The organism is Halopenitus persicus (genome assembly GCF_002355635.1).
Taxonomy (GTDB): domain Archaea; phylum Halobacteriota; class Halobacteria; order Halobacteriales; family Haloferacaceae; genus Halopenitus; species Halopenitus persicus_A.
The window spans coordinates 1,745,017-1,770,753 of the sequence record NZ_AP017558.1; the positions used below are offsets into that span (position 1 = coordinate 1,745,017).

The 25,737-nt window shown below is 67.9% G+C and carries 22 protein-coding genes and 1 pseudogene; 7 read left to right on the forward strand and 16 right to left on the reverse strand.

Annotated features, from left to right (window positions below):
* Positions 1-27: 27 nt before the first annotated feature.
* From CPZ00_RS08425 to CPZ00_RS08465, 9 genes are all read right to left on the reverse strand, one after another.
* A complete protein-coding gene (locus CPZ00_RS08425; protein ID WP_096390484.1) occupies positions 28-720 on the reverse strand; it encodes an ABC transporter ATP-binding protein in 693 nt (230 codons plus the stop codon).
* A gap of 1 nt (position 721) precedes the next feature.
* Positions 722-1,447 (reverse strand): ABC transporter ATP-binding protein, encoded by a 726-nt coding sequence (locus tag CPZ00_RS08430; protein WP_096390485.1) that lies wholly within the window; start codon positions 1,445-1,447, stop codon positions 722-724.
* Positions 1,448-1,587: 140 nt separating this feature from the next.
* Positions 1,588-2,247: a MinD/ParA family ATP-binding protein gene (locus tag CPZ00_RS08435; RefSeq protein WP_096390486.1), complete on the reverse strand. Its 660-nt coding sequence runs from the start codon at positions 2,245-2,247 to the stop codon at positions 1,588-1,590.
* A complete protein-coding gene (locus tag CPZ00_RS08440; RefSeq protein ID WP_096390487.1) occupies positions 2,244-3,050 on the reverse strand; it encodes a DUF7857 domain-containing protein in 807 nt (268 codons plus the stop codon). The genes CPZ00_RS08435 and CPZ00_RS08440 overlap by 4 nt, the downstream gene beginning before the upstream one ends.
* 84 nt (positions 3,051-3,134) lie before the next feature.
* Entirely contained in the window at positions 3,135-4,193 is a 1,059-nt protein-coding gene (locus tag CPZ00_RS08445) for a DUF7856 family protein (protein WP_096390488.1), read from the reverse strand.
* Complete coding sequence (locus CPZ00_RS08450; RefSeq protein ID WP_096390489.1) at positions 4,190-4,528, reverse strand: DUF7855 family protein; 339 nt, start codon at positions 4,526-4,528, stop codon at positions 4,190-4,192. The genes CPZ00_RS08445 and CPZ00_RS08450 overlap by 4 nt, the downstream gene beginning before the upstream one ends.
* 105 nt (positions 4,529-4,633) lie before the next feature.
* Complete coding sequence (locus tag CPZ00_RS08455) at positions 4,634-4,915, reverse strand: DUF7854 family protein (RefSeq protein WP_096390490.1); 282 nt, start codon at positions 4,913-4,915, stop codon at positions 4,634-4,636.
* The gene (locus CPZ00_RS08460) at positions 4,916-7,018 is read right to left on the reverse strand and encodes a minichromosome maintenance protein MCM (protein ID WP_096390491.1); all 2,103 of its coding nucleotides are present in this window, start codon (positions 7,016-7,018) and stop codon (positions 4,916-4,918) included.
* Positions 7,019-7,131: 113 nt separating this feature from the next.
* Positions 7,132-8,439, reverse strand: coding sequence for a twin-arginine translocase subunit TatC (locus tag CPZ00_RS08465; RefSeq protein WP_096390492.1), 1,308 nt, complete (start codon positions 8,437-8,439; stop codon positions 7,132-7,134).
* 133 nt (positions 8,440-8,572) lie between these two features.
* On the opposite strand from CPZ00_RS08465, the gene CPZ00_RS08470 reads away from it, so the two are divergent.
* Both CPZ00_RS08470 and CPZ00_RS15885 read left to right on the forward strand, forming a co-directional pair.
* Positions 8,573-10,927 carry a twin-arginine translocase subunit TatC gene (locus tag CPZ00_RS08470; protein ID WP_096390493.1) on the forward strand — a complete coding sequence of 785 codons (2,355 nt, stop codon included), beginning with the start codon at positions 8,573-8,575 and terminating at the stop codon, positions 10,925-10,927.
* Positions 10,928-10,945: 18 nt separating this feature from the next.
* Positions 10,946-11,140 (forward strand): annotated as a pseudogene (locus CPZ00_RS15885) (RNA-guided endonuclease InsQ/TnpB family protein); the annotation flags it as partial.
* Between the two features lie 75 nt (positions 11,141-11,215).
* Here the strand turns inward: CPZ00_RS15885 and CPZ00_RS08480 are convergent.
* The 4 genes from CPZ00_RS08480 to CPZ00_RS08495 form a co-directional block, all read right to left on the reverse strand.
* Entirely contained in the window at positions 11,216-12,418 is a 1,203-nt protein-coding gene (locus tag CPZ00_RS08480; protein ID WP_157744213.1) for an adenosylhomocysteinase, read from the reverse strand.
* 182 nt (positions 12,419-12,600) lie between these two features.
* Positions 12,601-15,609 carry an excinuclease ABC subunit UvrA gene (gene uvrA / locus CPZ00_RS08485; protein WP_096390495.1) on the reverse strand — a complete coding sequence of 1,003 codons (3,009 nt, stop codon included), beginning with the start codon at positions 15,607-15,609 and terminating at the stop codon, positions 12,601-12,603.
* Positions 15,610-15,718: 109 nt separating this feature from the next.
* Complete coding sequence (locus CPZ00_RS08490; protein ID WP_096390496.1) at positions 15,719-16,720, reverse strand: AI-2E family transporter; 1,002 nt, start codon at positions 16,718-16,720, stop codon at positions 15,719-15,721.
* 125 nt (positions 16,721-16,845) lie between these two features.
* A complete protein-coding gene (locus tag CPZ00_RS08495) occupies positions 16,846-17,685 on the reverse strand; it encodes a hypothetical protein (RefSeq protein ID WP_233255064.1) in 840 nt (279 codons plus the stop codon).
* Between the two features lie 116 nt (positions 17,686-17,801).
* On the opposite strand from CPZ00_RS08495, the gene CPZ00_RS08500 reads away from it, so the two are divergent.
* From CPZ00_RS08500 to hisG, 4 genes are all read left to right on the forward strand, one after another.
* Positions 17,802-18,968, forward strand: coding sequence for a thiamine ABC transporter substrate-binding protein (locus CPZ00_RS08500; protein ID WP_096390497.1), 1,167 nt, complete (start codon positions 17,802-17,804; stop codon positions 18,966-18,968).
* A 114-nt stretch (positions 18,969-19,082) separates the two neighbouring features.
* Positions 19,083-20,897: an ABC transporter permease gene (locus CPZ00_RS08505; protein ID WP_199243342.1), complete on the forward strand. Its 1,815-nt coding sequence runs from the start codon at positions 19,083-19,085 to the stop codon at positions 20,895-20,897.
* Positions 20,887-22,185, forward strand: coding sequence for an ABC transporter ATP-binding protein (locus tag CPZ00_RS08510; protein WP_394338414.1), 1,299 nt, complete (start codon positions 20,887-20,889; stop codon positions 22,183-22,185). The genes CPZ00_RS08505 and CPZ00_RS08510 overlap by 11 nt, the downstream gene beginning before the upstream one ends.
* A 96-nt stretch (positions 22,186-22,281) precedes the next feature.
* Positions 22,282-23,172 (forward strand): ATP phosphoribosyltransferase, encoded by an 891-nt coding sequence (hisG, locus tag CPZ00_RS08515; RefSeq protein WP_096390500.1) that lies wholly within the window; start codon positions 22,282-22,284, stop codon positions 23,170-23,172.
* 78 nt (positions 23,173-23,250) lie between these two features.
* Here the strand turns inward: hisG and CPZ00_RS08520 are convergent, their stop codons facing one another.
* Genes CPZ00_RS08520 through CPZ00_RS08530 form a run of 3 tightly spaced genes read right to left on the reverse strand, consistent with a single transcriptional unit; the run spans position 23,251 to position 25,280 of the window.
* Positions 23,251-24,285, reverse strand: a complete 1,035-nt coding sequence (locus tag CPZ00_RS08520) for a CPBP family intramembrane glutamic endopeptidase (RefSeq protein ID WP_096390501.1) — start codon at positions 24,283-24,285, stop codon at positions 23,251-23,253.
* A 53-nt stretch (positions 24,286-24,338) separates the two neighbouring features.
* Positions 24,339-24,710 carry a DUF7473 family protein gene (locus CPZ00_RS08525; protein WP_096390502.1) on the reverse strand — a complete coding sequence of 124 codons (372 nt, stop codon included), beginning with the start codon at positions 24,708-24,710 and terminating at the stop codon, positions 24,339-24,341.
* 9 nt (positions 24,711-24,719) lie between these two features.
* Positions 24,720-25,280 (reverse strand): TATA-box-binding protein, encoded by a 561-nt coding sequence (locus CPZ00_RS08530; protein ID WP_096390503.1) that lies wholly within the window; start codon positions 25,278-25,280, stop codon positions 24,720-24,722.
* A gap of 125 nt (positions 25,281-25,405) precedes the next feature.
* Here CPZ00_RS08530 and CPZ00_RS15595 point away from each other — a divergent pair, with 125 nt between their 5' ends.
* Positions 25,406-25,567, forward strand: a complete 162-nt coding sequence (locus CPZ00_RS15595; RefSeq protein ID WP_172861804.1) for a hypothetical protein — start codon at positions 25,406-25,408, stop codon at positions 25,565-25,567.
* The last annotated feature ends 170 nt before the right edge of the window (positions 25,568-25,737 follow it).

The window sequence follows — 25,737 nt, forward strand, 5'->3', positions numbered from 1 at the left end:
TCCTCCGATCCGAAGTCCGTCGGCAGGCTAGAGGTAGGCGTCCTTGACGTGCTCGCTTTCGAGCATTCCCTGTCCGGTATCCTCGTGGACGATCTGGCCGTTCTCGAGGAGGTACGCGCGGTCGGCGAGATCCAGCGCCTGATCGACGTGCTGTTCGACCAGAAGGATCGTCGTCTCGTCGCTGATCTCGTCGATGATGTCGAAGACGCGGCTCGTGATCTGCGGAGCGAGACCCTCGCTCGGCTCGTCAAGCGCGAGTATCTTCGGCTCCGCCATCAGTCCACGAGCGATCGCCAGCATCTGCTGTTCGCCGCCGCTCAGCGATCCGGCACGCTGGCCCGACCGTTCCTCGAGGATCGGAAACCGGTCGTACATCTCCTCGATCTTCGCGTCGATGTTCGTCCGACGCCGGTAGGCTCCCATCTCCAGGTTCTCACGGACGGACATCTCACCGAAGAGGTTTCGCTCCTCGGAGACGAGCACGAACCCGTGAGTGACGATCTCGCCAGGGTCGAGATCCTCGACGTCGTCGCCCCACAGCGTGACCGATCCGGAATCGACGGGATGGAGGCCGCTCATCGTCTTCATCAGCGTCGACTTCCCGGCCCCGTTCGGTCCCACGAGCGAGACGACCGTGTCCTCCTCGGACAGCTGTAGGGAGACGTCCCAGATGACCTGCATCCGGTCGTAGGAGACGTCGACGTTCGATAGCTCGATCATCTCAGACAGCGCTCCCGAGGTACGCCTCGACGACCGCCTCGTCGTCGCGGATCTCCGCCGGCGTTCCGTTCGCGATCAGCTCGCCGCTCTGGAGGACGAGTATCCGGTCGACGGTTCCCATGATCGCATCCATAATGTGTTCGATCCAAAACACCGAGATTCCACGTTCGTCCCGGATCCGTTCGATGCTGTCGGACAGTTCCGCGACCTCCTTCGGCGTCAGTCCGCTGGCGATCTCGTCGAGCATGATCAGGTTCGGATCCGCAGCGAGCACGCGCGCCATCTCGAGTTGCTTCTTTTGTGCAAGTGGGAGCGCGCCGGCCTCCAGATCGGCCTCCTCGGCCAGCCCGAGGAACTCCAGCGAGTCCATCGCCCTGGCCTCCGCGGTTTCCCGGTCGATCGACTCGGTCGTGCCGAACGTGGCGCCCGCGACGGCGTTCTCGAGGACGGTCATCTCGTTGAACACGCGGACGATCTGGAAGGTTCGGACCAACCCCAGCTGTGCGACCTCATGGGTTTTGACCTCGAGGAGGTCCCGTCCGTTGAACCGGATCGAGCTCCCTTCCTCCGGGGTCAACACGCGGGTTATCGTGTTGAACAGGGTCGTCTTTCCGGCCCCGTTCGGTCCGATCAGGCCGACGATCTCGTCGTCGCCGATCTCGAACGAGACGTCGTCGACGGCGACGAGTCCGCCGAACTCCTTGCGGACGTCGGAAACCTCTAGCATCGTTGTGCATAGACGGACCGACGCTGCCTTAACCCTTGTGAAGGGCTGCCATCGCACGCAGGCGTCGGGCCGTCGTGGCTGATCACCGGCACTCCATCCCGACGGTCCGCTCCGTCACCTCGTCCCGGCGGTCCGCTCCGTCACCCCGTCCCGGCGGTCACCCGGTTCGCGATCGCCGCCACCGCCCGTGCCGCCTCGCTGCCGGGTCGGTCGACCGTAACCGGTCGCTCCGTGTTGATCGACCGGCGCATCGCGGACGCTTCCGGGATCGGATCCGCCGGCGCACCCAACACGTCCGCGACTCGGTCGGTCGGTGGCGATCCGGTCGTTCGGTTGAGCGCGATCGCCGCAAGCCCCGTCCGAAGCTCTCGCGCGAGCTCTCGCGTTCGGATGGCGTCCGGGAGGGCGAACGACCGCGGCGAGGCGACGAGCAGACACCGGTCGGCAGCCGCCAACGGGACGCCGACGTCGGCGCGTCGGCCCGCGGGGCAATCGACGACGACCGTCCCGTGGAAACGCTCGACCGTCCGGAGCGCCTCGGATAGACGGGTGAGGTCACTCGCTCGTGCCCCTGCGAGCGTTCGCCCGCACGGCAGGATAGTGACTGGTCCGGGTCGGAGACATCCACGCGGGTCGGCGTCCCCGGCGAGCACGTCGTGGAGGTCGGGGCCGTCGCCGTCCGGCAGGTCGGCCATCCCGAGGTCGGCATCCACGACGATCCCGTCACAGGCCGCCGCGAGGTTGTACGCGACCGTCGTCTTGCCGACGCCGCCCTTTCCCCCGACTACCGCGACGATCACGCGATCCTCCGGAGAGCCTCGATCGGCGTCTCGAGGCGGTCGTGGCGCTCGATCACCTCGTCGATCCGGTCGCGGAGCGTTCGAAGCTCGTCGATCGCCGCCGCGAGCCGGTCGACGTCGGATTCCAGGGTCTGCAGGTCGCCGCTCTCGGCCACGACCGACGCCGCGGTCTCGAGGTCGGCGTCCGTGAGTCTCCCGAGCCGGTCGAGATCGTCGCCCACCGCGTCGATCCGGTCCTCGATGCGCGCGGGCGCCTCCCCGTTGATCGACTTCTCGTCGATCGATGTCATACCATTCGCCCCGTCCTCGGTCGGTGGTTTCCCAGTCGGTGTTTCCTCGGTCGGCACTTTCCCGCTCTCTCCGGCGTCGACTGGTTCCCCCCCGCCGCCGTTGCCGTCGCTCGGCACGCTTCCCCGCGGCGGGCGGTGATCGTCCAGGGTTCGAATCGCGCTCGCAACCGCGCTTTCGGTTGCGGCATCGTCCGTTTCGGTTCCCCCGGCAGCCGTGCCGTCGTCCTCGTCATCGACGTCCTCGACCGATTCGATCGTCATCGGACGACGGTCGACTGACGTGAGCGCCGGACAGACGTAGCCGAACCCGACCGTCGAGTTCCCGTTCACCCGGCAGGTGTATCCGTCGCGGTCCCAGCCGGACTCGGGAACGCCCCGACGGCGTGGCGGCACCACCGGCCCCTCGAGATCGTTTCGGAGTCGCACGCGTTTCTCCGCGGGCGCGTCGTTACACAGCACACACGTCACGACCGCCAGGCCGCCGCGCCGTTCGACGTTCCAGCTGAGATCCATACGGTGGCTGCCGCGCGTTCCCATCTAAAGGTACGGACGACGTTGGGCCCAGGGTCCGCCGTGTCGATCCCCTTGCTCGGATCGTCACGTTCGAACGATCGGGAAGCCACGTCGTCCGCCGGCCGCGGTGAGGGTGCCGGGATCGAGACCGTCGTCCCTGCCCGCTCCTCCTTCAGCCATCCTCCCGAGCCAGCTCTCGCTCCCGTCCGTTTCCCCATCCGTCTCCCCGATCCCGTCCGATCCCTCTTCCAGTACGACCGGTGCCCGTCGCCCGGCGATCGCGATCGCGGCGAGCTCCGCGATCGCGGACGAGCCCCGAAGCTCCGTCGGCCACGACCCCGGGTGCACCGCGACCGGCAGCCGTTCGAGGGTCGAACGGAAGGCCGGATAGACCGCCTCGACGAGTTCGCGGCGCGCACTCCGCTCCAGGTTCGCCACCTCGTCGGCCAGCTTCAAGCGTCGTTCCCGTCGATCGCGCGCTTTTCGTGCCTGCTCCCGTGCACGATCGAGGTCCTGTGTCGCGGCGATGCGTGTTGTTTCCGCCTCCGAGAGCTCCGTCAGCGTCTCTTCGAGCTTCTCGCGAACGCCGTCCCGTTCCTCGCCGAGTTCGCGGCGAGCGGTCAGTTCGCCGCGGATCGCCGCCGCCCGTTCACGCAGCCGGTCGATCGCCGCACCGGTATCGGCGACGCGGCGTCGCGCCTCGGCGACGTCAACCGATGGCGGATCGATCCCGTGAAGCCGACGCCGTCGCCGGGCGAGCCGTGCGTCGACCGATGCGGTATGTCCGCGTTCACGGGCCGCGATCGCCAGCAGTTCGTGGAGCGATCGGCCTGAGGGGACGCGATCGAGAGCGGTCGGCGTCGTCGGCCGGACGCACCGAACCGCGACCGGGAGCGTCTCCATCGTCGACCGGCCGGCCACGTCGCCCTCCGGACCGGCCGCGTCGCCCGCCGGACCGGCCGCACTCGGGCATCCTTCGACCGTCGCCGGGGGACGGATCCGATTCAGAATCCGGTCCGTGAGCGAGGCGGACGTGTCGTCGCTCGACTGCGCCAGATCGCGGATGTCGATCACCGTTCCGGATCGGATGACGTCACCGATCCGAACGCGGACCGAACGTGGCGCTCGTACACGATCGTTCATAGGGAGCGATCCCGGAGCGTCTCCGGATCCGGGTGACGGGTCCCGGCCGCGAACTTCGCGTACGGCGTCGCGGGCGACGTCCGCGCCGCGTACGCGGCTGCCGCCTCACGAACGTCCGCTTCGACTGCCTCGAACTCGTTGAACGGCGACGTTCGCTCGACCTGGACGTCACCGTCGTGAGCCGCCCGCAGTCGCAACGCCAGGAACGCCCCGTACGCGGTCTCCTCGAACACCGCTGCCCGCCCGAATCGTCGGACGACGACCTCCTCGTGGGAGCGACAGACGTTCCGTAGCGTCGTCCTCGCTCCCTGCGAATACGTCATCACCAACAGCATAATATTTCTATACATTACATTAAATTAAGTGTATTGATATAGTAATATTTACCAAGGATCGGCCGTACAACGTTCGATGCCGGCTGAATACGCGTTCCGGCCGGATCAGAGCCGTTCGACGTCGAACCCCTCGTCAGGATCCGGTTCGTATCCCGCGCGTTCACGCAGCCGTTCCCGCGCCGCCGGTTCGGACGGCGCGACGACGACGGTTCCGTCGATCGGATCCGGTCCACGAGCCCGGTAGACGGCCTCGGCTCCATCGAACTCCGTGGCGTACGTCCGCAGGACGGCGACGGTTCGTCGTTCCGTCTCCGCGAGACTCGCCTCGCCGTTCTCGAACTGCCGCAGTGCGTCCTCGACGTTTCTGATGGCTGATATTCGGTCCATCTACGTCGTTCGGAGGTGGTTCTGCGTCGGCTCGTAGACCTCTCCCTTCCGGCGTAGCTTCTCGATCTCGTCCTCCGCCTTCGAGGGGTCCATCCCGACCTCGTCGGCGCGGTCGATCACCTCCTCGACGGGCGCTCCCTCCTCGTAGTCCTCCTCGATGTCCGCGATCAGCGTCTTCAGGTTCTTGATGCGGTCACGCTGGCTCTTGGAGGTTCCCGTCTCGACGACGTCCGCGTCGAATTGCCCGGTCTCGGGGTCGACGCCGATGTCCTTCAGACACGACTCGACGATGTCGGTCGCCCTGTCGGCGTCCATCCGATCGACCGTATCCGAGAGTCGCACGCGCGCGCTCGCCTCCGCGAGCCGGACGAGCGCCTCGAGCTTCCGCGCCGTCACCGGAACCGGGGCGTCCTCGTCGGCACCCTTCGAGCGGAGGTCGACGTAGAACTCCTCGATGACTCCCTTCGCCTCCTCGGTCATCGTCGGGTAGCAGTTCCGCTTGGCGTAGGCGATGTACTTCCGGAGGAGGTCGGCGTCGATCGCCGGCGCCACCTCCTCGGTGACGTCATCCACCTCCGCCTGCGTGAACTCCGAGGTCGTCAGCTCCTCGCGCTGGGTGTTCAACTCGCCGGCGTAGTTCGTCTTCAGGATGTGTCGCGCAAGCCGGCTGTCGTGTTCCGGATCCGGCTGGTCGGTGACCGTAAAGATGAGGTCGAACCGCGAGATGAGCGCGGGCTCTAAGTCGATCTGTTCGCCGATCGGCTCGTACTGGTCGAACCGACCGTATTTCGGGTTGGCCGCTCCCAACAGTGAACACCGCGCCTTCAGCGTCGCGTTGATTCCCGCCTTCGAGATCGAGATCTTCTGCTGTTCGAGCCCCTCGTGCATGGCCGAGCGGTCCTCCGCATTCATTTTATCTAGCTCGTCGATCGCCGCGATCCCCTTGTCGGCGAGCACCAGCGCCCCGGCTTCAAGCGACCACTGTTGACCGTCTCCGAAATCATCTCTTACAGCTGCAGCGGTTAATCCTGCAGCGGATGATCCCTTCCCGGACGTATAAACTGATCTTGGAGCAATATTCTCTACATAACTGATCATCTGGCTCTTTCCTGTACCTGGGTCCCCGATGAGAAGCATATGTAGGTCGCCGCGGATCCGCGAGCCGTCGGGGAGGTGTTTGGTGACGCCGGAGAACAGCTGGAGGACCATCGCGAGCTTCTCCTCCTCGTAGCCGTAGATCGCCGGGGCGATGGAGTCGATCATCCGGTCGTAGACCTCGGGGTCGTTCGAGAGCTCGATGATCTCCTCGACGTCCTCGCTCGTGATGTCCATGTCCTCGAACTGCTCGTCCTCGACCGTGATGGAGACGCCGTCCATGTACAGATCGAAGATCGCGGACTTCTCGTTGCCCTGTTCGACCTGCTCGATGTGGAGGACGCCGACCGCGGTGACGTGGTCGCCCGGGGTCACCTTGCCCGTGATGTCGTCGACGACGTTGACGTCGATCGCCTGGGGCGTCTCGCCGCCGCGGAGCCCCTCGGGGGACTCCTGGATCCGGAGCTTCTGGGAGTCGATGAACTCCGACTGGTCGAAGTTGACCCGGAACGGGCCCTGCCGCTCACAGCCCTGACACTCGTGGGGCTCCTGGAAGCCGCCGTCGCTTTGCGGGATGTAGGTCATCGTGCCGCAGCGCTGGCACTCGAAGGCCGCGTCGGTGATCTTCGGGCGGACGTCGGTGGCCTTCCGAACGATTCCCCGCACGGAGACGAGCGTTCCGATGTGGTCGTCGTGGACGCGGATGCCGCGGATGTCGATGCTGTCGGGGAGGTTCTCGATCCGAACGTGCGCGCGGCCGAGACTGACGTCGGCGGGGAGGTCGTACAGCCGCAGCGCCTCCTCAGCGTACTCGCGGAGCTGTTCGGGTTGGCTGCGGAAGTCCTCCGCGAGATCGCGGTCGAACTGGTAGAGGTCGTCGTAATCGATGTAGAGGGACCGCTGCTCGTTGGGATACCGCTGTGCCAACTCGCCGACGGCCTCGCGGTAGTAGTTCCGATAGAACTGGATGAACCGCTCGGTGAGGTCCTGGTTGCCGGCCTGAGCCATTACGACGCGCCTTGGTCGCCATCACTGAAGAACCCTCCCCTCTCGCCGGTTGACCCTCCCCTCTCGCCGGTCGGGGCACGACGCCGATTTCGGTTTGTGACCGTCCACCGGGGTCAGTTACCGGTCCACCGCAGGAGCGCGAGCGTCCCCTCGTACAGGGCGATCATCGTGAGCGTGACGATGATTGGCGCCATCCCGGTCGGATCGGGACTGAACAGGAAGGCGATCCCCAGGAAGGTGCCCCAGAAGATCAGCCGCTTGTCCTCGAGCCACTGCCGGGTGACGAGGTTCATCATGATCGCGAGCATGATGAACAGCGGGATCTGGAAGACGATCGCCATGAACGACATCATCACCACGATGAGGTTGAACGTCTCCTTGAGCCCGAAGGCGATCGTCGCGGCGTCGGAGGTGTAGGTCGTGAAGTAGCTGAAGATCGCCGGCAGCACGAGGAAGTGCGCGAAGAGGATCCCGATCCCGCCGAGGATCAGACTCGTCGGAACGGCCGCCAGGTAGTATCGTCGCTCCTTGCGGTACAGTCCCGGGCGCATGAATCGGTAGGTCTGGTAGACGAACACCGGCAGACCGAAGAAAACGCCTGCCAGCCCGGCGACCTTGATCCGCGTCAGGACGAGCTCGAGCGGCCCGTAGAGCCGCGGCCGGTTCACGTTCGGCTCCGGAATGTGATACGACCAGAAGTAGTTTATCAGCTCGCTGGCGGACGGAAACGCGACGAGCAGCGCCAACCCGCCGACGAGGAAGACGATCCCCAGCCGCCGCATCATCTCCTCGATGTGGTCGGCCAGCGGCATCTCCTCGTCCGTCTCCGGCGCCTCGATGCCCGTGCCGGCATCGGTCGCGGCGTCGGTTTCGGGTTCGTCGCCGGTCTCGCCCTCGGACTCCGTCTCCTCGTCGTCTTCGCTTCCGGTATCTGCGTCGTCCTCGTCGCGCGTCGTGTCCGCAGCGCTCGCCTCCGTGTCGTCAGCCGTGGTCACGTCGTCGCCGTCGCTCTCGTCTTCGTCGTCGCCGTCGCTCTCGTCTTCGTCGTCGGTTCCCTCGCGTTCGTCGATGGAGCCTTCATCGCTGATGGCGCCTTCATCGCTGCCGTCGTCATCGTCGCCGCCGTCTCCCCCATCGCCATCGTCTCCATCGCGGCCGCCGTCTCCATCCTCGTTACCGCCATCGCTGTCGGGGCTGTCGCCTTCGGGGCTGTCGCCTTCGGGGTCGTCGGGGCTGTCGCCTTCGGGGTCGTCGGGATCGTGCTCCCCAGCGCGGTTCTCGTCCGTCCGATCGGATCCGTCGCTCTCCGGGGCGGGGTCGGCCTCGGCTCCGGACGGGTCGTCCCCATCCGGCTGCGGGCCGTCCCCGTTCGCCGACCGGTCGTCGTTCGACGACTCCTCGCGGGGCGGATCCTCACCCATTCGTTGGTTGTTCGCCCCCGGGCTATTATAGGCCTTTTTGGATGGCCGCGTCGTTCGCCGCTCACGCGATCGGCCGCTCCCGGCTCGATTCGCTTCGAAAAGGTTGATAACCGGGACGCGCTTTCGCCACCGTATGGCGAGTGCCCTTGACGAGGACACCCAGGAGACGCTCACCGACGGGTGGGAGTCCACGAAGGTGGTCCTTCGGTCGATCCAGAAGGACCTCCAGAAGGTGTTCGTCGTCTTCCTCATCGGGTTCCTCGCGACGTTCTACGCCCTTCGCATCTACATCTGGGACTGGCTCAAGGGGATCACGGTCGCGAACATGCCCGTCGACGTCGAGGCCGAGCTCGAGATCATCGCCCAGACGCCCTTCGAGGTCATCCTGCTGCAGGCGAAGATCGGCCTGGTCGTCGGCGCGGTGTTCGCGCTCCCGGCGCTGATCTATTACGCCCGCGACGGACTCCGCCGCCGCGGGATGTGGCCCCAGTCCCCGATCCCGCGGTGGAAGATCGCGTCGATCGGACTGCTCGCGGCGGCGCTTTTCGTCGCCGGCGTCTCCTACGGCGTCTTCGTCTTCTTCCCGGTGATGTTCTCGTTCCTCGCCGCTTTCGGGCTCGAGGCGGGCTTCAACCCGAGCTACTCGATCGTGATGTGGACCGAGTTCATCGTCTTCCTCTCCATCTCCTTCGGCCTCGCCGGCCAGATGCCGCTCGTGATCACCGGGCTCTCCTACGCCGAAATCGTTCCCTACGAGACGTTCCGTGACAAGTGGCGCCACGCCGTCGTCGGGATCTTCTTCTTCGGCGCGATGTTCTCGCCGCCGGACCCGTTCACCCAGATCATGTGGGCGATCCCGCTCACGACGCTGTACGGGTTCAGCCTCTATCTCGCCAAGGTCGTCGTCACGGCCAAGCGCTCCTCCGACCGGATCGACCCCTTCGCCTCGACCCGCCGCCACTGGAACCTCGTCGGCGGCGCGGGCGTGCTCGGCGGCGGGATCGTCTACGCCTACTACACCTACGGCGGTCGCGAGGCGACGAACGCGCTGTTGACCTGGGCCGGCAGCTCACGACGGGTCGCGCCGCCGGGTGCGGGATGGGGGACCGACGCCGCCACCGCGATCGCCGTCTACGCGACCTGCGTCGCCATTCTGTTCGTCGTCCTCGCCGTCCTCGCGGCCGTCTACCGCGACCTCGACGCCGACGCGACCGGAGGTTCCGGATCCCTCGCCGCGGGCGGGGACGGCCGGCACGGCGACCCCACCGCGATCGACCTCGGGGAACTCGACGCCGGCGGTATCCGGGCCGCCCCCGAGGCGGCCTTCGCCGCCCTCTCGGAGGAGGAGGCGCTCGCGCTCGCGAGCGACGCGATGGAGGACGACGACTCCGAAACGGCGCAGGCGATCCTCGACCGGTTCGACGAGGCGACCGCCGACCCGGACGAGGAGTCGGCCGACTCGGAAACGGCTGATTCGGACGGTGACTCGGAAGTTGGCGGTTCGGCGGCTGATTCGACGGCGGATGAGGACACGGTTGCGTCCGGAGCCGGCGCCGACGCGAGCGCCGAGCCCGCGGACCAGGATGACGACGGGATGCTCGGCGGGATCACCGACCGCGCCTCCAGAGCCAGCACGACCTTCCTCGACGACTTCGCGGAGGACACCGACGAGGAGGACATCGGCGGTTACTACACCGACCTGAAGTTCATCGTCGGCTCGCTTCGATCCCGGTCGTTCCGCCTCGTCGGCTGGTTCGTCGCCGTGATGGGTGCCGTGTTCACCTGGCTCTACCTCGGCGGCCTCGGCGGGGTCCGCGCGGACTTCCTCGACCGGCTCCCCGAGCGATTCGACGCCGGCGAGTTCTCGGTGATCACGCTTCACCCGGTCGAGGCACTCGTCTTTATGGTGAAGTTCTCGGTGCTGATCGGGCTGCTCGCGGTCTTGCCGCTCGTCCTCTACTACGCGTGGCCGGCGCTGCGCGACCGCGGGTTCGTTCGCGGCCACGAGCGACGCATCTTCGTCTGGACGGGCGCGCTCGCCGGCGGCCTCGTCGGCGGATTCGCGCTCGGCTACCTCGTCATTGCGCCCGGGCTCATCTCGTATCTCGTCGCCGACGCGCTCGGCGCGGAGATGGTGATCACCTACCGGATCAACGACTTCTTCTGGCTCATCATCTTCACGACCCTCGGGATCGGCGTGCTCGCTGACGTGCCGATCCTGATGGTGCTGTTGAACGCCGTGGGCATTCCCTACGATGCCTTTCGGAACCGCTGGCGCGAGGCGACGATCGCCGCGATGACGTTCGCGGCCGTGCTCACCCCCGCCGACATCGTGACGATGATCCTCGTGACCGTTCCGTTGCTTGCGGCCTACTGGGTCGGCGTCGGCGTGCTCTACGTGATCACTCTCGGCGGGCGACGGAACCTTGCACCCCCGGCGCGGGTCCTCGAGGCCTCGGACCGGTTCGACGTCAGCACCGGCGAGTAGCCGGCCCCGTCGCGGCTTCAGTGCCAGAAGTGCGGGTACGAGGTGAACGCGGACTATAACGGCGCGAAGAATATTGGGCTACGGTACGCCCGGACGCGGACACACAGACTCCGGTCCTCGCCCAAGTCGGGGAGCGGAGACGCAGAAGTAGACCTGCGTATAACTGGTGGGACGTTGAACGGCAGGAGTCACCGGCCTGTTGCTGGCGACTGACTGCCGGGAGTCCACATCAAAGCCCCACCCTCAAGGACCGAGGCGCGTAGCGCCGAGGGAGTAGGGTGGGGTAGTTTATTCGTCGTCAACCGCCACGTTCATCGCCGCCAGTTTCTCGCGGGCGACCGCCCGATCGATCGCTTCGGGAAGCGGTTCGACCCCGGTCCCGGTCGGTTCGCCGTCGACGATCGCCTCGAGCCCCCGCGCCATCAACGCGAAGGTCGCGTCCATCACGTCGACCGGATTGCCGGCGCCGCTCGGCGCCGAGAGGTTCACCACGCGCCCCTCCGTGAGCAGCCGGATCGTCCGTCCGTCGGCGAACGCGATCCGCTCGACGCCCGGCTCGATCCGCGTCCGGTCGACCGCCACCTCCGCCAGCGCGTCGCGGTCGATCTCGGTCTCGGAGCCGATCGAGGCGAGGATCGCGCCGTCATCGATCGCGGCCAGCTGCTCGCGGCCGATCACGTCCGTCCGCCCGGTCGCGGCGATCACGAACGCGGCGTCCGCGACGGCCTCGGTCGCCGGTCGTACGTCGTGGCCGTCGGCGAGCGCTTCGAGGGCCTTTCGCGGGTCGATCTCCGCGACCGTCGTCCGCGCGCCGAGCGACCGAAGCTTGCGGGCGATCCCGCGTCCGCAGTGTCCGTATCCGATCACGGCCGCCGTGGAGCCGGCGATCATCGCGTTCGTCAGGCTCGCGATCGCCGCGATCGAGCTCTCCGCGGTCCCGTGGACGTTGTCGAACCGCCGCTTCATCGGCGTCCCGTTGACGTCGTAGACCGGGAACGGGATCGGCACCGGCCCGTTTCCGGCGTCCGACCGGCCGAGCCGCCGCAGTCGGGTGATACCCCCGGTCGTCTGCTCGCAGGCACCGGACACGTCCGCGGCGACGTCCGGGAAGTCACGACACAGCGGCACGAGGAGATTCGCGCCGTCGTCGGCGATCAGGTCCGGCTCCGCGGCGATCACCTCCTCGCGTGCCGTCTCGAGCGTCGCCTCCCCGTCTCCCGACGCGGTGAGCGGCGTGATCCCGGGACGCCGACGGAGCGCGGCCACGACGTCGGCGTGCGTCGACCCTGCCTCTCCGGCGACGAGCACGGTCGCGTCGCCGGTCGCGAGCACCTCGAGGAACCGACCGGTGTGCGGCGTCAGCGGTGCCGAGACGCCGACGACCCGGTCGGAAAAGGGGTGCCGCTCCGCAAATCGTTCCGCACACCGCTCGAGGAGCGGGGCTCGCTCGGCGAGCCGATCGATCACGTCCGGATCAGCGTCGGCATTCATGGGTGATCGCGAGCGCGAGTCGGGAAAACGGTTCGGACGATCGTGAGCTCTCGTATGCCGACGCGATCCATCTCGCCACGGCATCCCTTCACGACGAATGTGCGTGCTCTACTTCGGTAACCCCGACTTCGCCGGTCTCGAGGGGATCGAGACCGTGGTTTTGGGCGACTGACGCGTTCCGGTCAGTCGTCGCCGGTCGCCGCCGTCGCCGGCTTCCGTCGGTCGCTTCGCGGCCCCTTCGCGTCGATCGCCGGGAGCAGGTCCCGGAGGTAGCGGCCGGTGTGTGAGTTCTCCTCGCGGGCCACCTCCTCGGGGGTGCCCGCGGCAACCAGCTCGCCGCCGCCGTCGCCGCCCTCCGGACCGAGGTCGATCACGTGGTCGGCGTTCTTCACGAGGTCGAGCTCGTGCTCGATGACGACGACGCTGTTCCCGTTGTCGACGAGCCGATGGAGGACCTCGATCAGCTTGCGTTCGTCCTCCTTGTGCAGGCCGGTCGTGGGCTCGTCGAGGAGATAGAGCGTGTCGCCGGAGTCCCGCTTGCCGAGCTCCTCGGCGAGCTTGACCCGCTGGGCCTCCCCGCCCGAGAGCGTGGTCGAGGGCTGTCCCAGCCGCATGTACCCGAGCCCGACGTCCAGCAGGAGCTTCAGCCGGCGGCGGATCCCCTCGTGGCTCTCGAAGAACTCGTGGGCCTCCTCGACGCTCATCCCGAGGACGTCGGCGATCGTCTTCCCCTTATACGTCACCTCGAGGGTCTCGTCGTTGTAGCGGTCGCCGCCGCACTCCTCGCAGGGGACGTGCACGTCCGAGAGGAAGTTCATCTCGATCGTGACGGTTCCCTGGCCGCCACACTCCTCACACCGGCCGCCCTTGACGTTGAAGGAGAACCGACCCTTCTCGTAGCCGCGCCGCTTCGCCAGCTTCGTCTCGGCGAACAGCTCGCGGATCCCGTCGAAGACGTTCGTGTACGTCGCCGGGTTCGACCGCGGCGTCCGGCCGATCGGCGACTGGTCGATCAGCCGGACGGTCTCGACCGCGTCGATCCCCTCGATGGCGTCGTGGTCGCCGGGGTCGACCGAGGTGTTGTCGTTCATCTCCCTGGCCAATCCTTTATAAAGGACGTCGTGCATCAGCGTCGACTTGCCCGACCCGGAGACGCCCGTGATCGCGGTGAAGACGCCCAGCGGGACGGACACGTCGAGGTCGGCGAGGTTGTGCTGGCGCGCGCCGCGGATGACGAGGTCGTCGTCGCGCTCGCGGCGGTCCTCGGGGACCGGAATCGACTTGCGTCCCGACAGGTAGTCCCCGGTGACCGACTTCGGCGCCTCACAGACGTCCTCGAAGTCGCCCTGCGCGACGATCTCGCCGCCGCGCTTTCCGGGGCCGGGTCCCATGTCGATGATCGAGTCCGCACGTCGCATCGTCTCCTCGTCGTGCTCGACGACGATCAGGGTGTTTCCGAGGTCGCGAAGCCCCTCAAGCGTGTTCAACAGCCGGTCGTTGTCGCGCTGATGGAGCCCGATCGAGGGCTCGTCGAGCACGTAGAGCACGCCGACGAGTCCGGAGCCGACCTGCGTCGCGAGCCGGATCCGCTGGCTCTCGCCGCCCGAGAGCGTCGACGCTTCCCGGTCGAGCGTGAGGTACTCGAGACCAACCTCCTCCATGAACCCGAGCCGGGCGCGGATCTCCTTGAGGATCTCCTCGGCGATCGTCCGGTCGCGTTCCGAGAGCGTCTCCTCCATCCCCTCGAAGTGCGCGTGTGCCTCCCCGATCGACAGCTGATTGACCGCGGTGATCGGCGTTCCGTCGACGAGCACCGACCGCGACTGCGGCTTCAGGCGGGTCCCCTCGCAGGCCGGACAGGTCGTCACGGCCATGTACTCCTCGATGTGCTCGCGGGTCGACTGCGACTCCGTCTCGACGTGGCGGCGCTGGAGGTTCGGGATCACGCCCTCGAACCGCTTCTCCTTGCGCCGGGTCCCGTTCTTCGTCTGCCGCTCGAAGACGACCTGCTCGTCGGTGCCGTAGAGGAACTGCTCGCGGACGTCCGGATCGAGGTCCTCGAAGGGCGTCTCGACGGAGACGCCGAAGTGCGCCGCCACGGAGTCGATCCGGGTCCGGTAGTACGACCGGCCGTACGACCAGGCCTCGAAGACGTCCGTGATCGGCTTCGAGGGGTCCTGTACGACGAGGCCCTCGTCGACCTCCTTCGTCGAGCCGATCCCCTCACACTCGGGACAGGCGCCGTGCGGGGAGTTGAAGGAGAACGACCGGGTCTCGATCTCCGAGAAGTCGATGTTGCAGTGGGTGCACGCCAACGCCTCGGAGAACTCCACGACGAGGCGGTCGTCCGCCTGCGTGTCGTCGTCGCCCGCGTCGTCAGTGTCGGCAGTCGCCGCCCCGACCGCGGCCAAGTCCCCGGTCGATCGTGCGGTCGACCCGCCGAGTTCCGCGGCCGCTCCCGCCGGCGGATCCGGGACGATCAGCTTGAGGACGCCGTCGGCCTCCTCGAGGGCCGTCTCGACGGAGTCGGTGATCCGGGACCGCTCGCTTTCGGACGCCTCGATCCGGTCGACGACCACGTCGATCGTGTGGTCGTAGTTCTCGTCGAGGTCGGGATCGTCGAACGAGAGGTCGTATCGCTCGCCGTCGACCTCGACGCGGGCGTACCCCCGTGACTGCAGGTCCGCGAACAGGTCCTCGAAGGCGCCCTTCTGGTCGCGCACCACGGGTGCGGCGATCTTCGCGCGGGTCCCCTCCGGCAGCGAGAGGATCCGCCGGACCATCTGTTGGGCCGACTGTTCGCCCACTTCGCGGCCGCACTCCGGACAGTGTGGGTCTCCGATCCGGGCGTACAGCAGTCGGAGGTAATCGTGCAGTTCCGTGACGGTTCCGACCGTCGACCGCGGGTTGTTGGCGGCGTTCTTCTGGTCGATCGAGATGGCCGGCGAGAGCCCCTCGACGCTCTCGACCTGCGGCTTGTCCATCTGGCCGAGGAAGTTGCGCGCGTACGCCGACAGCGACTCGATGTAGCGGCGCTGTCCCTCCGCGTAGATCGTCTCGAACGCCAGCGACGACTTCCCCGACCCCGACAGCCCCGTCACGACCGTGAACTGCTCGCGCGGGATCCGGACGTCGAGGTCCGTGAGGTTGTGTTCCTCGGCGCCCCGGACCTCGATGTAGTCCTTGCTCATTCAGCCCCTCATTGCTCGCGCGCGTGGGAATACCCGTCGGTTCATCGCCCGCGACCGACATCGCGGTCAACGCGGTCGCCGCGGTGTTTGCCGCCGCTCGTCCTCGCGCTCACCGCCGTTCGCTCACCGGCAGCCGGTTGAACTCCTCGGAGAGCTGTGTGGCGACCTCGGAGACGGTCGCGACCGCGAGCGGTCCGGCGATCACCCCGATCGGCCCCGCGGTCAGGACGCCGCCGACGAACCCGATGAAATAGAGGCTCGCCGCCAGCTCGGCCGTCTCGGCCGCCAGCCGCGTTCGGATCGCGAGATCCGGGATCCACCCGATCACGCCGCCGCCGATCACGAGGATCGCGACCGCGAGCAGCAGATCCCCGGCGATGACGTGGGTCGCTGCCAACGCCGCGATGAGCAGTATTGGCCCGACGACCGGGACGAACTGGAGGATCCCCGCCACCGCGGCGAGCATCACCGGCGAGGGATAGCCGAAGAGGAAAAAGACCGGAATCGCGATCAGGAACGTCCCGATTCCCGTGGCCGCCTGCACGACGTAGATCCCGTAGAGCGTTCGCTGTGCGCGCCGGCGGAGCGCCTCCACGAGGTCGCGGTAGGCGGGGGGAACGACCGCGAGGATCGCCTTCCGGGTTCGCTGTTCGTAGTACAGCACCGAGTAGACGACGAAGACGAACAGCGCGAACTTGATGAGCAACACGGGCATCGCGGCCGCGATCGCCGTCGCCGCCGCGACCAGTCGAGCGATCGCCGCGTCGATCACGTCCGCGGTCACGATCGTGGTCGACCAGCGTCCGACGGCGATCGGGATCGTCTCCGGAGCCTCGTTGAGGTAGTCGATCACGGCGTCCAGCCGGAGGAACAGCACGATCCCGAGCGGCGCCAGAATGGAGACCGTTCCGAGAAAGCCGACGATGGTCGCACCGACCGAGGAGATCCGCCGTGACGCGCCGCGGTTCCGGAGCGATCGTCGAACCGGCGAGAGCACGTACGCGACGGTGATCGCGAAGAAGACGGTCCCGGCGACCTCCCAGAGCAACACCGCGGCGACGACCGCCGCGATCACGAGCAGCGCGCCGAGCACGTACCGTCGCTTCACCATCGTGTGTGTCTGTGTGACGGGGGCATATAAGAGCGATCGGTCGGCCGATCGCCGACCTGGGTCGCGTTACCCGGCCGATCGCCGACCTGGGTCGCGTCACCCGGTCGATCCGCCGGCCCGGCTCGTCACTCGACCGCGACGATGAGCGTCCCGACGTCCTCCTCGAAGACGGTCGGGTCGGCCGCCAGCGTCTCGTTCTCGACGAGCGTCCCGGCGTCCGGTGCGCGTTCGGGCAGCGCCTCGTTCATCGCGGTCGTGATCCGCTCGACCGGATACGCGCCGCCCGCGAGCAGGACGTCGGTTCCGTCGTGCCAGACCGCAACGTGGCCCTCCATCTCGACTGCGCCGGACACCGGCTGAGTCGTTCCGCCGGACGCTTCGATTTCGGTCGAGAGGGGGAACGATCCCCGGTAGGTGTACTGTGTGGCTTCGTGGCCGGTCTCAACCTCGATCGTCGACTCGCCGGTTCGTTCGACGTCCTCGAGCCCGGCGTCACGGAGCTGCGAGCGGAACGCGTCGTTCGCCGCGGTCCGAACCTGGCTCATCACGCGATCCTGGCCGATGCCGAGCGGGAGGCGATCGACGCCCGGCCGGAGGTCGACCCGCGTCGCGAAGAAGACCGTCGGCGATCCGTCCGCCTCGAACGTCTCCGCGATCGCCTCCGCCATCCCCACGTGTTCGTGGATCGTCGTGTGTTCGAGCGCCCGGACCGTAACCGGCCCCACCTCGGTCTCGAGGATCGTCCCGCTCGTCTCGTCGACGAGCCGCCAGTCCTCCTCGATCCGGTCGTCGGTCACGGTCGGCGCCGGCACCTCGCCCTCACGGCCGCCGAGACAGCCGGCGAGTCCGATCGTCGTGGCGACGCCCGTTGCGGCAAGCAGCCGGCGCCTGCTCGTCGTGGTCTCCGGCTTCGATTCGCGTCCCGTTCCCGACCCCGTCAGTACCCCTGAGCGTGTCCCCACCATCGGTCCCGTATTGAGCCGTGACCGACATATTCGTACCGGTCACGCCGATCCGTGGGTCCTCGCCGAGATCCGCCGAAACGCTCCGTTTAAGTACCACTCGGGAAAACAACCGGGTAATGGATAGAGACCGCGCGAGCCGTCGATCGTTTTTGTCGGCTGCCGGAACGGCCGCCGCCGTGGGGATCGCGGGATGTGCCTCCTTCGAGGGGCCGGCCGAGGAGACCGGAAACGGAAACGGCGACGGGAACGGTGATGGGACTCCCGACGGCACCGCGACCTCCTCCGGAAGCGGCGACGGCGACGCCGACGATCGGACCCTCGTTGTCGGGACCTACGGCGCGTTCATCGACGCGCCCTCGACGAGTCCCGGCGCCTGGCTCAAGGACGCCTTCGAGGCGGAGACGGGCGCGGAGCTCGTCTGGCAGACGCCGCCCAACGGGCTCAACTACTACATCGAGCGCCACAACGCCGGTGTCGACGTGGAGGCTGATCTATACCTCGGCCTCAACCCGGACGACATGGTCCACATCGACGAGAACGCCGAAGGAACGCTGTTCGCCCAGGCGGGCGACGTCGAGGGACGCGACGACGTCAAACCCGGGCTCGATTTCGACCCGAACGACCGGGCGGTCCCCTACGACACGGGCTACATCAGCCTCGTGTACGACGGCACCGCGACCGAGGCCCCGGCGACCTTCGAGGGGCTGCTCGAGGCGGATCACCGAGGGGACCTGATCGCCCAGACGCCCGGCAGCGACACCGGGCGAGCGTTTCTGTTGCACACGATCCACGAGTTCGGCGCGGACGGCGAGTACGACTACCTCGACTTCTGGAGCGAGTTACAGGACAACGACGTCCGCGTGCTCGGCACGTGGAGTGACGCCTACGACGCGTGGTCCGCCGGCGAGGCGCCGATGGTCGTCTCCTACTCCACGGACCAGGTCTTCGCCGCCGAGAGCGGTGCCGACCTCGAGAAACACCAGATACGGTTTCTCAACGACCAGGGCTACGCGAACCCGGAGGGGATGGCCACCTTCGCCGACGCGGCCGATCCCGAGCTCGCCCGGGAGTTTATGTCGTTCGTGCTCCGCCCGGAGATCCAAGGGGAGATCGCTCAGCGGAACGTCCAGTTCCCCGCGACCGAGACGGCGGAGCTGCCCGACGACTACGCCGAGCTCGCCCACGAACCGCCCGAACCGGTTACCTTCACGTATGCGGAACTGCAAGGCTCGCTCGATGGTTGGATCGACGACTGGGAACGCCAGTTCGCCGGTGGCAACTGACGCGGTGGTCGTCGACACCGCCGGTGGCGGTCGCCGGTCCGGCGTCGCCGGCCTCGAGCAGCTCGCCCTCGCCTCCGGTGGTCGACGATCAGCTCACCAACGGAGGGCCGCTCCGTGAACGTACCCACCTCCCTCCTCGATTTCGGCGAGCGGACTCGTCGGCGCCTCGACAGTCACGCCCTCGTGGCGCTGGCGATCCCGACGGTTTTGGTCCTCGTCGTCGTCTTCTATTACCCCGTCGCCACCGTCCTGGTCGAGGCGATACGCGTCGACGGCACGCTCACGCTCGCGGCGTTTCTCGAGATCCTTCGGGATCCGTTCTACTTCGGCGACCTCGCGCGGCTGTTCGCGGGAGAGTCCCCGACTGCAGTCCTTCGCGACGTCGTCGGCCCTGACCGGCGGATCGGGATCGTGGGGTTCACCGCGTATCAGGCGGCGCTGTCGACGCTCGCGAGCGTCGCCCTCGGACTTCCGGGCGCGTACCTGCTGGCCCGCTTCGAGTTCCCCGGTCGCCGAACCCTGCGGTCGGTGACGATCCTCCCGTTCGTGCTCCCGTCGATCATGGTCGCGGCCGGCTTCGTCGCCACCTTCGGTCGATCGGGCACGTTGAATGCCGTCCTCGTCACGATCGGGCTCCCGCGGGTCGAACTCCTGTACACGCTGGAGGCGATCGTGATCGCTCACGCCTTTTATAATGCGCCGCTCGTCACCCGCGTGACGACCGCCGCCTGGGAGTCCGTCGACGCGAGCGCGGTCGAGACCGCACGCAGCCTCGGTGCGAGCCCGCTCCGGGCGTTCGTCGACGTGGTCGCGCCGCAGGTGTACCCGGCGGTCATCCTCGGGGCCGCGCTCTCGTTCGTGTTCACCTTCGGGAGCTTCCCGATCGTGCTCGCGCTCGGCGGGTTCGAGCTTGCAACCGTCGAAGTGTTCGTCTACCGGCTGGTTCGCGACCTCGAATACGCCGAGGCGGCCGCGCTCGCGCTCGTGGAGCTGGCCATCTCGTTGACGCTGCTGTACGGTTACCTCCGGTACGAGGCCGCCCATACGGTTCGGTCCCGCGGCGCCCGTCCGCTTCCTCGACGGTCGCTTCGCCCGCCGTCGGGGCTTCGGTCGGGAGCCCTCCGCGAACTCCTCCCCCGTGCCGGGCTCGTCGTCTACGCCGGCATCGCCGCGCTCGTGTTCATCGCGCCGATCGCGAGCATGATCTGGGCCAGCCTGACCGCCCCCGACGGCGTCACACTCGAGCACTACCGGTTCCTGCTGGAGCGACAGCGAACGGGGGCCGCGTTTCAGGTGCAACCGTGGGACGCGGTCCGAAACTCCCTGCTGTTCGGGCTCGCCACGTTGACGGTCGCGCTCCCGATGGGCGTGGTCGTCTCCGTGTTGACCACCCGACGGTACCGCGGCCGGAAGCTCGTGGACGCCGCGGCGATGGCCCCGCTCGCCGTTTCGGGGATCGTCGTCGGACTCGGGCTGCTCCGCGGGCTCGTCTTCGGCGTGGAGGTCGCGGGGACCCGGATCGCGGTCGGCGGCGCGGTCGCGATCGTGGCCGCCCACGCCGCGGCCGGCTACCCGTTCGTGGTGCGGACGGTCGCGCCGGGGCTCGAATCGCTCGATCAGTCGCTGGCGGAGTCCGCTCGGGCCCTGGGGGCGTCCCGCCTCCGGGCGCTTCTGGACGTCGAACTCCCGCTCGTCTGGCCCGGCGTCGTCGCCGGCGCGGCGTTCGCGTTCGCGATCTCGACCGGCGAGTTCTCGGCCACCGTCGTCCTCGCGACCGGCACCGACCAGTACACGATGCCGATCGCGATCGAGCGGTTCATCGGTCGCCGGATCGGCCCGGCGACCGCGATGGGCGTCGTTCTCCTCGTCGTTACCACCGCGAGCTTCGTCGTGATCGACCGACTCGGGGGTGATCACGGTGGGATCTGAGGACGGTTCGGGCGCCGATGTCGCTCGCGGAACGGATTCGGACGTGGCTGTCGACGCTCCGATCGCCCTCGAACTCGCGGACGTCACGCGCCGGTACGGTGACACGACCGCCGTCGATGGAGTTTCGCTCCGCGTCCGGCAGGGCGAGTTCTTCACGCTCGTCGGCCCGTCCGGCTGCGGCAAGACCACCACGCTCCGACTGATCGGCGGATTTGAGGCCCCCTCCGCCGGCACGCTCCGGTTCGGCGGCCGGGACGTCGCGGGCGTTCCGCCCGAGGACCGGGACGTCGGCGTCGTCTTCCAGAACTACGCGCTGTTCCCGCACATGACCGTCGGCGAGAACGTCGCCTACGGGCTCCGATTCGCGGACCCGCCGGGGGACGTCTCCACCGAGGAGCGCGTGACTGCGCTGCTCGAGCTCGTCGATCTGCCCGGGATGGCCGACCGCGACCCGGACGAGCTGTCGGGTGGCCAGCGCCAGCGCGTCGCGATCGCGCGAGCGCTCGCTCCCGGCCCGGCGGTCCTGTTGCTCGACGAGCCGATGAGCGCCCTCGACGCGAAGCTCCGCGAGCGCCTCCGGATGCAGGTGCGGTCGATCCAGCGCGAGCTCGACATCACCACCGTCTACGTCACCCACGACCAGGAGGAGGCGCTTGCCGTCTCCGACCGCGTCGCCGTGATGAACGCGGGGCGGATCGAACAGGTCGACACTCCCAGACGCGTTTATCGGAAGCCGGCAACTCGATTCGTCGCCGAGTTCGTCGGCGACAACAACGTGCTGGCGGGGACCGTGCGGGACGTCACCTCGGAAGCTGACGCCGTCGATCGATCCGTGGCGGCACCCGCCGACGCCGACGGTCCGATCGCGACGGTCGAGGTCGACGGCACGCCGATCCGGGTCGCCCTGGAGGATCGTTCCGCCGACGGCGGTGGGGGTCACGCCGCCGACGATGTGCGAGCCGTCGGCGTCGGCGACCGGCTCGCCGTCTGCGTTCGTCCGGAGGACCTTCGATTCGCCGGGGAGAGGGATTCGGCTCGGGACGCCGCTGCCGCAGATGACGCCGCTATCGCCGAGGACGCCGCTGCCGCCGCGAACGTCCTTCGAGCAACCGTCGAGAGCACCGAATTTCTCGGCGAGACGACGCGGGTCCACCTTCGCTGGAAGGGACGGTCCGTCGTCGGCCGAACGCGTGACCCGCTTTCGGGGACCGTGTCCGTTCGCTTCGACCCGGCCGACGTCCACGTGATCGACCGCGACCGCGACGGAACCGGCGCCGACCGCCGGTGACCGGTTCGCGGAGCGAGGGGGCGATCGAGGACGGACCGCGATCGCGGCGGCCGCTCGGGACGAAAACGGTTTCCACCCGCCCCGCGTTGGTCGGGTATGCGCATCGCCGTCCCCAACAAGGGCCGTCTCCACGAGCCGACGATCGAGCTGCTCGAACGCGCCGGGCTGCACGTCGAGCGGACGGCCGACCGGCAGCTGTACGCCGACACCGTCGACCCGGACGTCTCGATCCTGTACGCGCGCGCCGCCGACATTCCCGAGTACGTCCGCGACGGGGCCGCCGATCTCGGCATCACGGGACTCGATCAGGCCACCGAGTCCGGCGGCGTGGTCGAGACCCCGACCGCCGCCGACGAGGACGCCCTCGTCGACCTGTTGGATCTCGAGTACGGGTCCTGTCGCCTCGTCCTCGCGGCGCCGGAGAACGGCGAGATCGAGTCGGTCGCGGACCTGGAAGGGTGCACGGTCGCGACCGAGTTCCCCTCGATCACGCGGTCGTACTTCGCGTCGGCCGGGGTCGACGCGGAGGTCGTCACCGTCACCGGCGCGACCGAGCTCACACCCCACGTCGAGATGGCCGACGCGATCGTCGACATCACCTCGACCGGCACGACGCTGCGGGTGAACCGGCTCGCGATCATCGACGAGGTGCTCGACTCCTCGGTGCGGCTGTTCGCCCGCCCGGACGTGGTCGACGACCCGAAGGTCCAGCAGGTCGTGACCGCGCTCGAGTCCGTCCTCGCCGCCGAGGACAAACGCTACCTGATGATGAACGCCCCGAAAGCCAAGCTCCCGGCGGTCAAGGACGTCCTCCCCGGACTCGGCGGCCCGACGGTGATGGACGTCGAGGCCGACGAGAACGGTAACGGGACCGTCGCGGTCCACGCCGTCGTCGACGAGCGTGACGTCTTCTCGGTCATCACCGACCTCAAGGACGTCGGCGCCAGCGGGATCCTCGTCACGGAGATCGAGCGTCTCGTGGAGTGAGTATCGGCGTCAACGGCCCGATTTTTCGTCGTCGCCCGTTCTCGTCCACGCATCACTCGTTCGCCGTCGGTTGTTCGGTCACTCGTTCGCCGTCGGTCGTTCGCCGCCTCCGGTCTCGGTCGTGAGCAGTTCGGAGTCGGCCTTGCGCAGATCGGGGTCGGTCACGGCCGGGTGGATCCGGAGCCGCCCGGTCCGCCGGTGGACCCACCACGCGATCGCCGCACAGCCGAGAAGGACGCCGCCCAACCCCAGGAGGCCGCCCTCCGGACCGAACTGGCCGCCCGAGAGGACCGTCGGCCCGACGACTCGCGTCTCGATCGCGGCGACCGGCAGGGAGACGCCGGAGACGCCGAACCCGAATCCCGCGCCCTGGACGAGGTTCCAGGTCACGTGGACGCCGATCGGGATCGCGAGTTCCCCGGTGAGCAGGTATCCGAGCGCGAGGAACGCACCCGCCAGACCGATGATCCCCGTCGAGAGCGCCGTCGCGTTCGGGTTGGTGGCGTGGAGAACGCCGAAGACGCCCGCCGACAGGACCGTCGCCAACGCGGCCGCGAGCCGGTCGCCGACGGCCCGGAACCCCTCGGCGAGGTTCGTCAGCAGCCAGCCGCGAACCAGCAGCTCCTCGTAGATCCCGACCGCCAGGAAGAACGCGACCACGCTCACGACGCCGAACAGGAACGGCTCACCCGACCGGGAGACCAGCGTCCCGCGGGGGACGTACCACCCGGCGGCCCAGCCGGCGAGGAAGATCGCGGTCTGCAGGGCGGCGCCGAGCGCGAGCCCGAAGCCGCAGTCGGTCCACCACTCCCGGTCGATCCGGAGCCCGTAATCGGTGAGCGGTCGGCGGTCGACGAACCGGGCGGCGACGGCACAGCCGACGGTCGTGACCGCCAGGCTCCCCGCGCCGGCGATGACGAGCGCTGCGGTCCCCCCGAGGGGCGGAAGCGGCAGCGCTCCCACCGCGATGCTGGTGCCGATCGCGATCGCGAGGAACACGGCAATGGCGAGCACGAGACGGATCGGCGTGCGCGGGCGGGCCTCCTCACGGTTCCAGAGGGCTCGTCGGACCGGCGCGGGGACGACGCGACCGATACGAGTTCGGCGGGACATCCACCGTCCGATGGCGCGGCAACGGATAAAAAGGTCCGCGTGGCAGTCCTCGATCACGCCGGGCGGCTCGCCCAGATGATCGAGGCGGCGACGGCGATCACGGTCACGAGGACGGTGACGGTGAAGTGGATGACCGTGATGGTCGCGGTGCGGCGTGGCGGGCCGCCGTAGGCCCACCGGATCGCCGCGGCGTCGAGCGCGATCGCGACGGGAAGCGTGATCGTGGCCGGGAGCGTGAGCGTGCCGCCGACGATGCTCACGATCGCGGGCCAGGGACCGACCAGAAGGGCGCGTTTCGGGTCCGGATCGACGACGACGTTCCGGGCGGCGACGTGAGCCGTCACCGCGAGTCCGAGCGAGAAGAGGACGAGCGTTCCGAGGACGGCGATCGGGCTGACGTCGGTCTGGAGGGGAAGGGGAACCATCGAGGGATCTCAGCCGAACAGCCCGAGCTCCTCGAGCCGCTCGACGATGACGTCGACGGCGCGTTCGGCGTCCACCGGTTCCTTGCCGCCGGTGATCACGAGCTTGCCGGATCCGAAAAGCAGCGCGACGACGTCGGGGTCGTCGAGCCGGTAGACGAGGCCGGGGAACTGCTCGGGTTCGTACTCGATGTGCTCCAACCCGAGGCCGATCGCGATCGCGTTCAGGTTGAGGTCGTCGCCGAGATCCGCGGAGGTGACGATGTTCTGGACCGTGATCTCGGGGTCGTCGGCCACCGGGATCTCGAGGGCACGCAGCTCGTCGAAGACGATGTGAAGACTTTCGTGGACCGCGTCCGTCGACTTCGCGCCGGTACAGACGATCTTTCCCGACCGGAAGATGAGCGCGGCCGACTTCGGCGACTGGGTGCGGTAGACGAGCCCGGGGAACTGTTCGGGGTCGTAGTCCGCGCCCTCCAGGTCCATCGCGACGCTCTCGAGGTCGAGCTCCTGGCCGATCCCCGTCGACGCGACGACGTTTTCGATCGTGATCGTGTCCTTCGGATCGGTCATCAACGGCCTAACTGACGACTGGATGATTTAAAAAGGTGGTCGTTGGAATTCCGGGATCGGGGACCGTCGATCCCGGCGTTCCGTGCAAACGTTCTTAAGTATGTGGGGTGTTATCACAACCAACGATGCCAGACACCAAATCCGGACGCGAGAAGAAGGGCAGAAACAAGCGCCGTCAGCTCGAGAACCGCCTCGCGGAGCGGGAACTCACCGCCGAGGAGGAGCCGCCGGACCCCGAGGACGAGGAGATCGATTCGGAGATCCTCGACGCCGACGTGGAGGAGTGACCTCGGTCGTTCCGTCGCTTCATTGTTCCGTCGCTCCGTCGCTCCGTCGTTCCATTGTACCATCGTTCGGCCCTCGATCGGTCGTTTCGTCGTTCGTCTCTCACCCGTCGTCGTGTATTACCATCGGCGATGGGGACCGATTTCGTACATTCCTTCCGGCCGATCCGATT

What these genes read in the sequence shown, in the direction of transcription:
- CPZ00_RS08495 (WP_233255064.1), bottom strand. Translation starts at nt 17,685, where the DNA reads ATGGTGGGGACACGCTCAGGGGTACTGACGGGGTCGGGAACGGGACGC.
- CPZ00_RS08480 (WP_157744213.1), bottom strand. Translation starts at nt 12,418, where the DNA reads ATGAATGCCGACGCTGATCCGGACGTGATCGATCGGCTCGCCGAGCGA.
- CPZ00_RS08490 (WP_096390496.1), bottom strand. Translation starts at nt 16,720, where the DNA reads ATGGTGAAGCGACGGTACGTGCTCGGCGCGCTGCTCGTGATCGCGGCG.
- CPZ00_RS08425 (WP_096390484.1), bottom strand. Translation starts at nt 720, where the DNA reads ATGATCGAGCTATCGAACGTCGACGTCTCCTACGACCGGATGCAGGTC.
- CPZ00_RS15595 (WP_172861804.1), top strand. Translation starts at nt 25,406, where the DNA reads ATGCCAGACACCAAATCCGGACGCGAGAAGAAGGGCAGAAACAAGCGC.
- CPZ00_RS08455 (WP_096390490.1), bottom strand. Translation starts at nt 4,915, where the DNA reads ATGGACCGAATATCAGCCATCAGAAACGTCGAGGACGCACTGCGGCAG.
- CPZ00_RS08445 (WP_096390488.1), bottom strand. Translation starts at nt 4,193, where the DNA reads ATGAACGATCGTGTACGAGCGCCACGTTCGGTCCGCGTTCGGATCGGT.
- CPZ00_RS08430 (WP_096390485.1), bottom strand. Translation starts at nt 1,447, where the DNA reads ATGCTAGAGGTTTCCGACGTCCGCAAGGAGTTCGGCGGACTCGTCGCC.
- CPZ00_RS08530 (WP_096390503.1), bottom strand. Translation starts at nt 25,280, where the DNA reads ATGACCGATCCGAAGGACACGATCACGATCGAAAACGTCGTCGCGTCG.
- hisG (WP_096390500.1), top strand. Translation starts at nt 22,282, where the DNA reads ATGCGCATCGCCGTCCCCAACAAGGGCCGTCTCCACGAGCCGACGATC.
- CPZ00_RS08450 (WP_096390489.1), bottom strand. Translation starts at nt 4,528, where the DNA reads ATGCTGTTGGTGATGACGTATTCGCAGGGAGCGAGGACGACGCTACGG.
- CPZ00_RS08465 (WP_096390492.1), bottom strand. Translation starts at nt 8,439, where the DNA reads ATGGGTGAGGATCCGCCCCGCGAGGAGTCGTCGAACGACGACCGGTCG.
- CPZ00_RS08500 (WP_096390497.1), top strand. Translation starts at nt 17,802, where the DNA reads ATGGATAGAGACCGCGCGAGCCGTCGATCGTTTTTGTCGGCTGCCGGA.
- CPZ00_RS08470 (WP_096390493.1), top strand. Translation starts at nt 8,573, where the DNA reads ATGGCGAGTGCCCTTGACGAGGACACCCAGGAGACGCTCACCGACGGG.
- CPZ00_RS08520 (WP_096390501.1), bottom strand. Translation starts at nt 24,285, where the DNA reads ATGTCCCGCCGAACTCGTATCGGTCGCGTCGTCCCCGCGCCGGTCCGA.
- CPZ00_RS08525 (WP_096390502.1), bottom strand. Translation starts at nt 24,710, where the DNA reads ATGGTTCCCCTTCCCCTCCAGACCGACGTCAGCCCGATCGCCGTCCTC.
- CPZ00_RS08440 (WP_096390487.1), bottom strand. Translation starts at nt 3,050, where the DNA reads ATGGATCTCAGCTGGAACGTCGAACGGCGCGGCGGCCTGGCGGTCGTG.
- CPZ00_RS08460 (WP_096390491.1), bottom strand. Translation starts at nt 7,018, where the DNA reads ATGGCTCAGGCCGGCAACCAGGACCTCACCGAGCGGTTCATCCAGTTC.
- uvrA (WP_096390495.1), bottom strand. Translation starts at nt 15,609, where the DNA reads ATGAGCAAGGACTACATCGAGGTCCGGGGCGCCGAGGAACACAACCTC.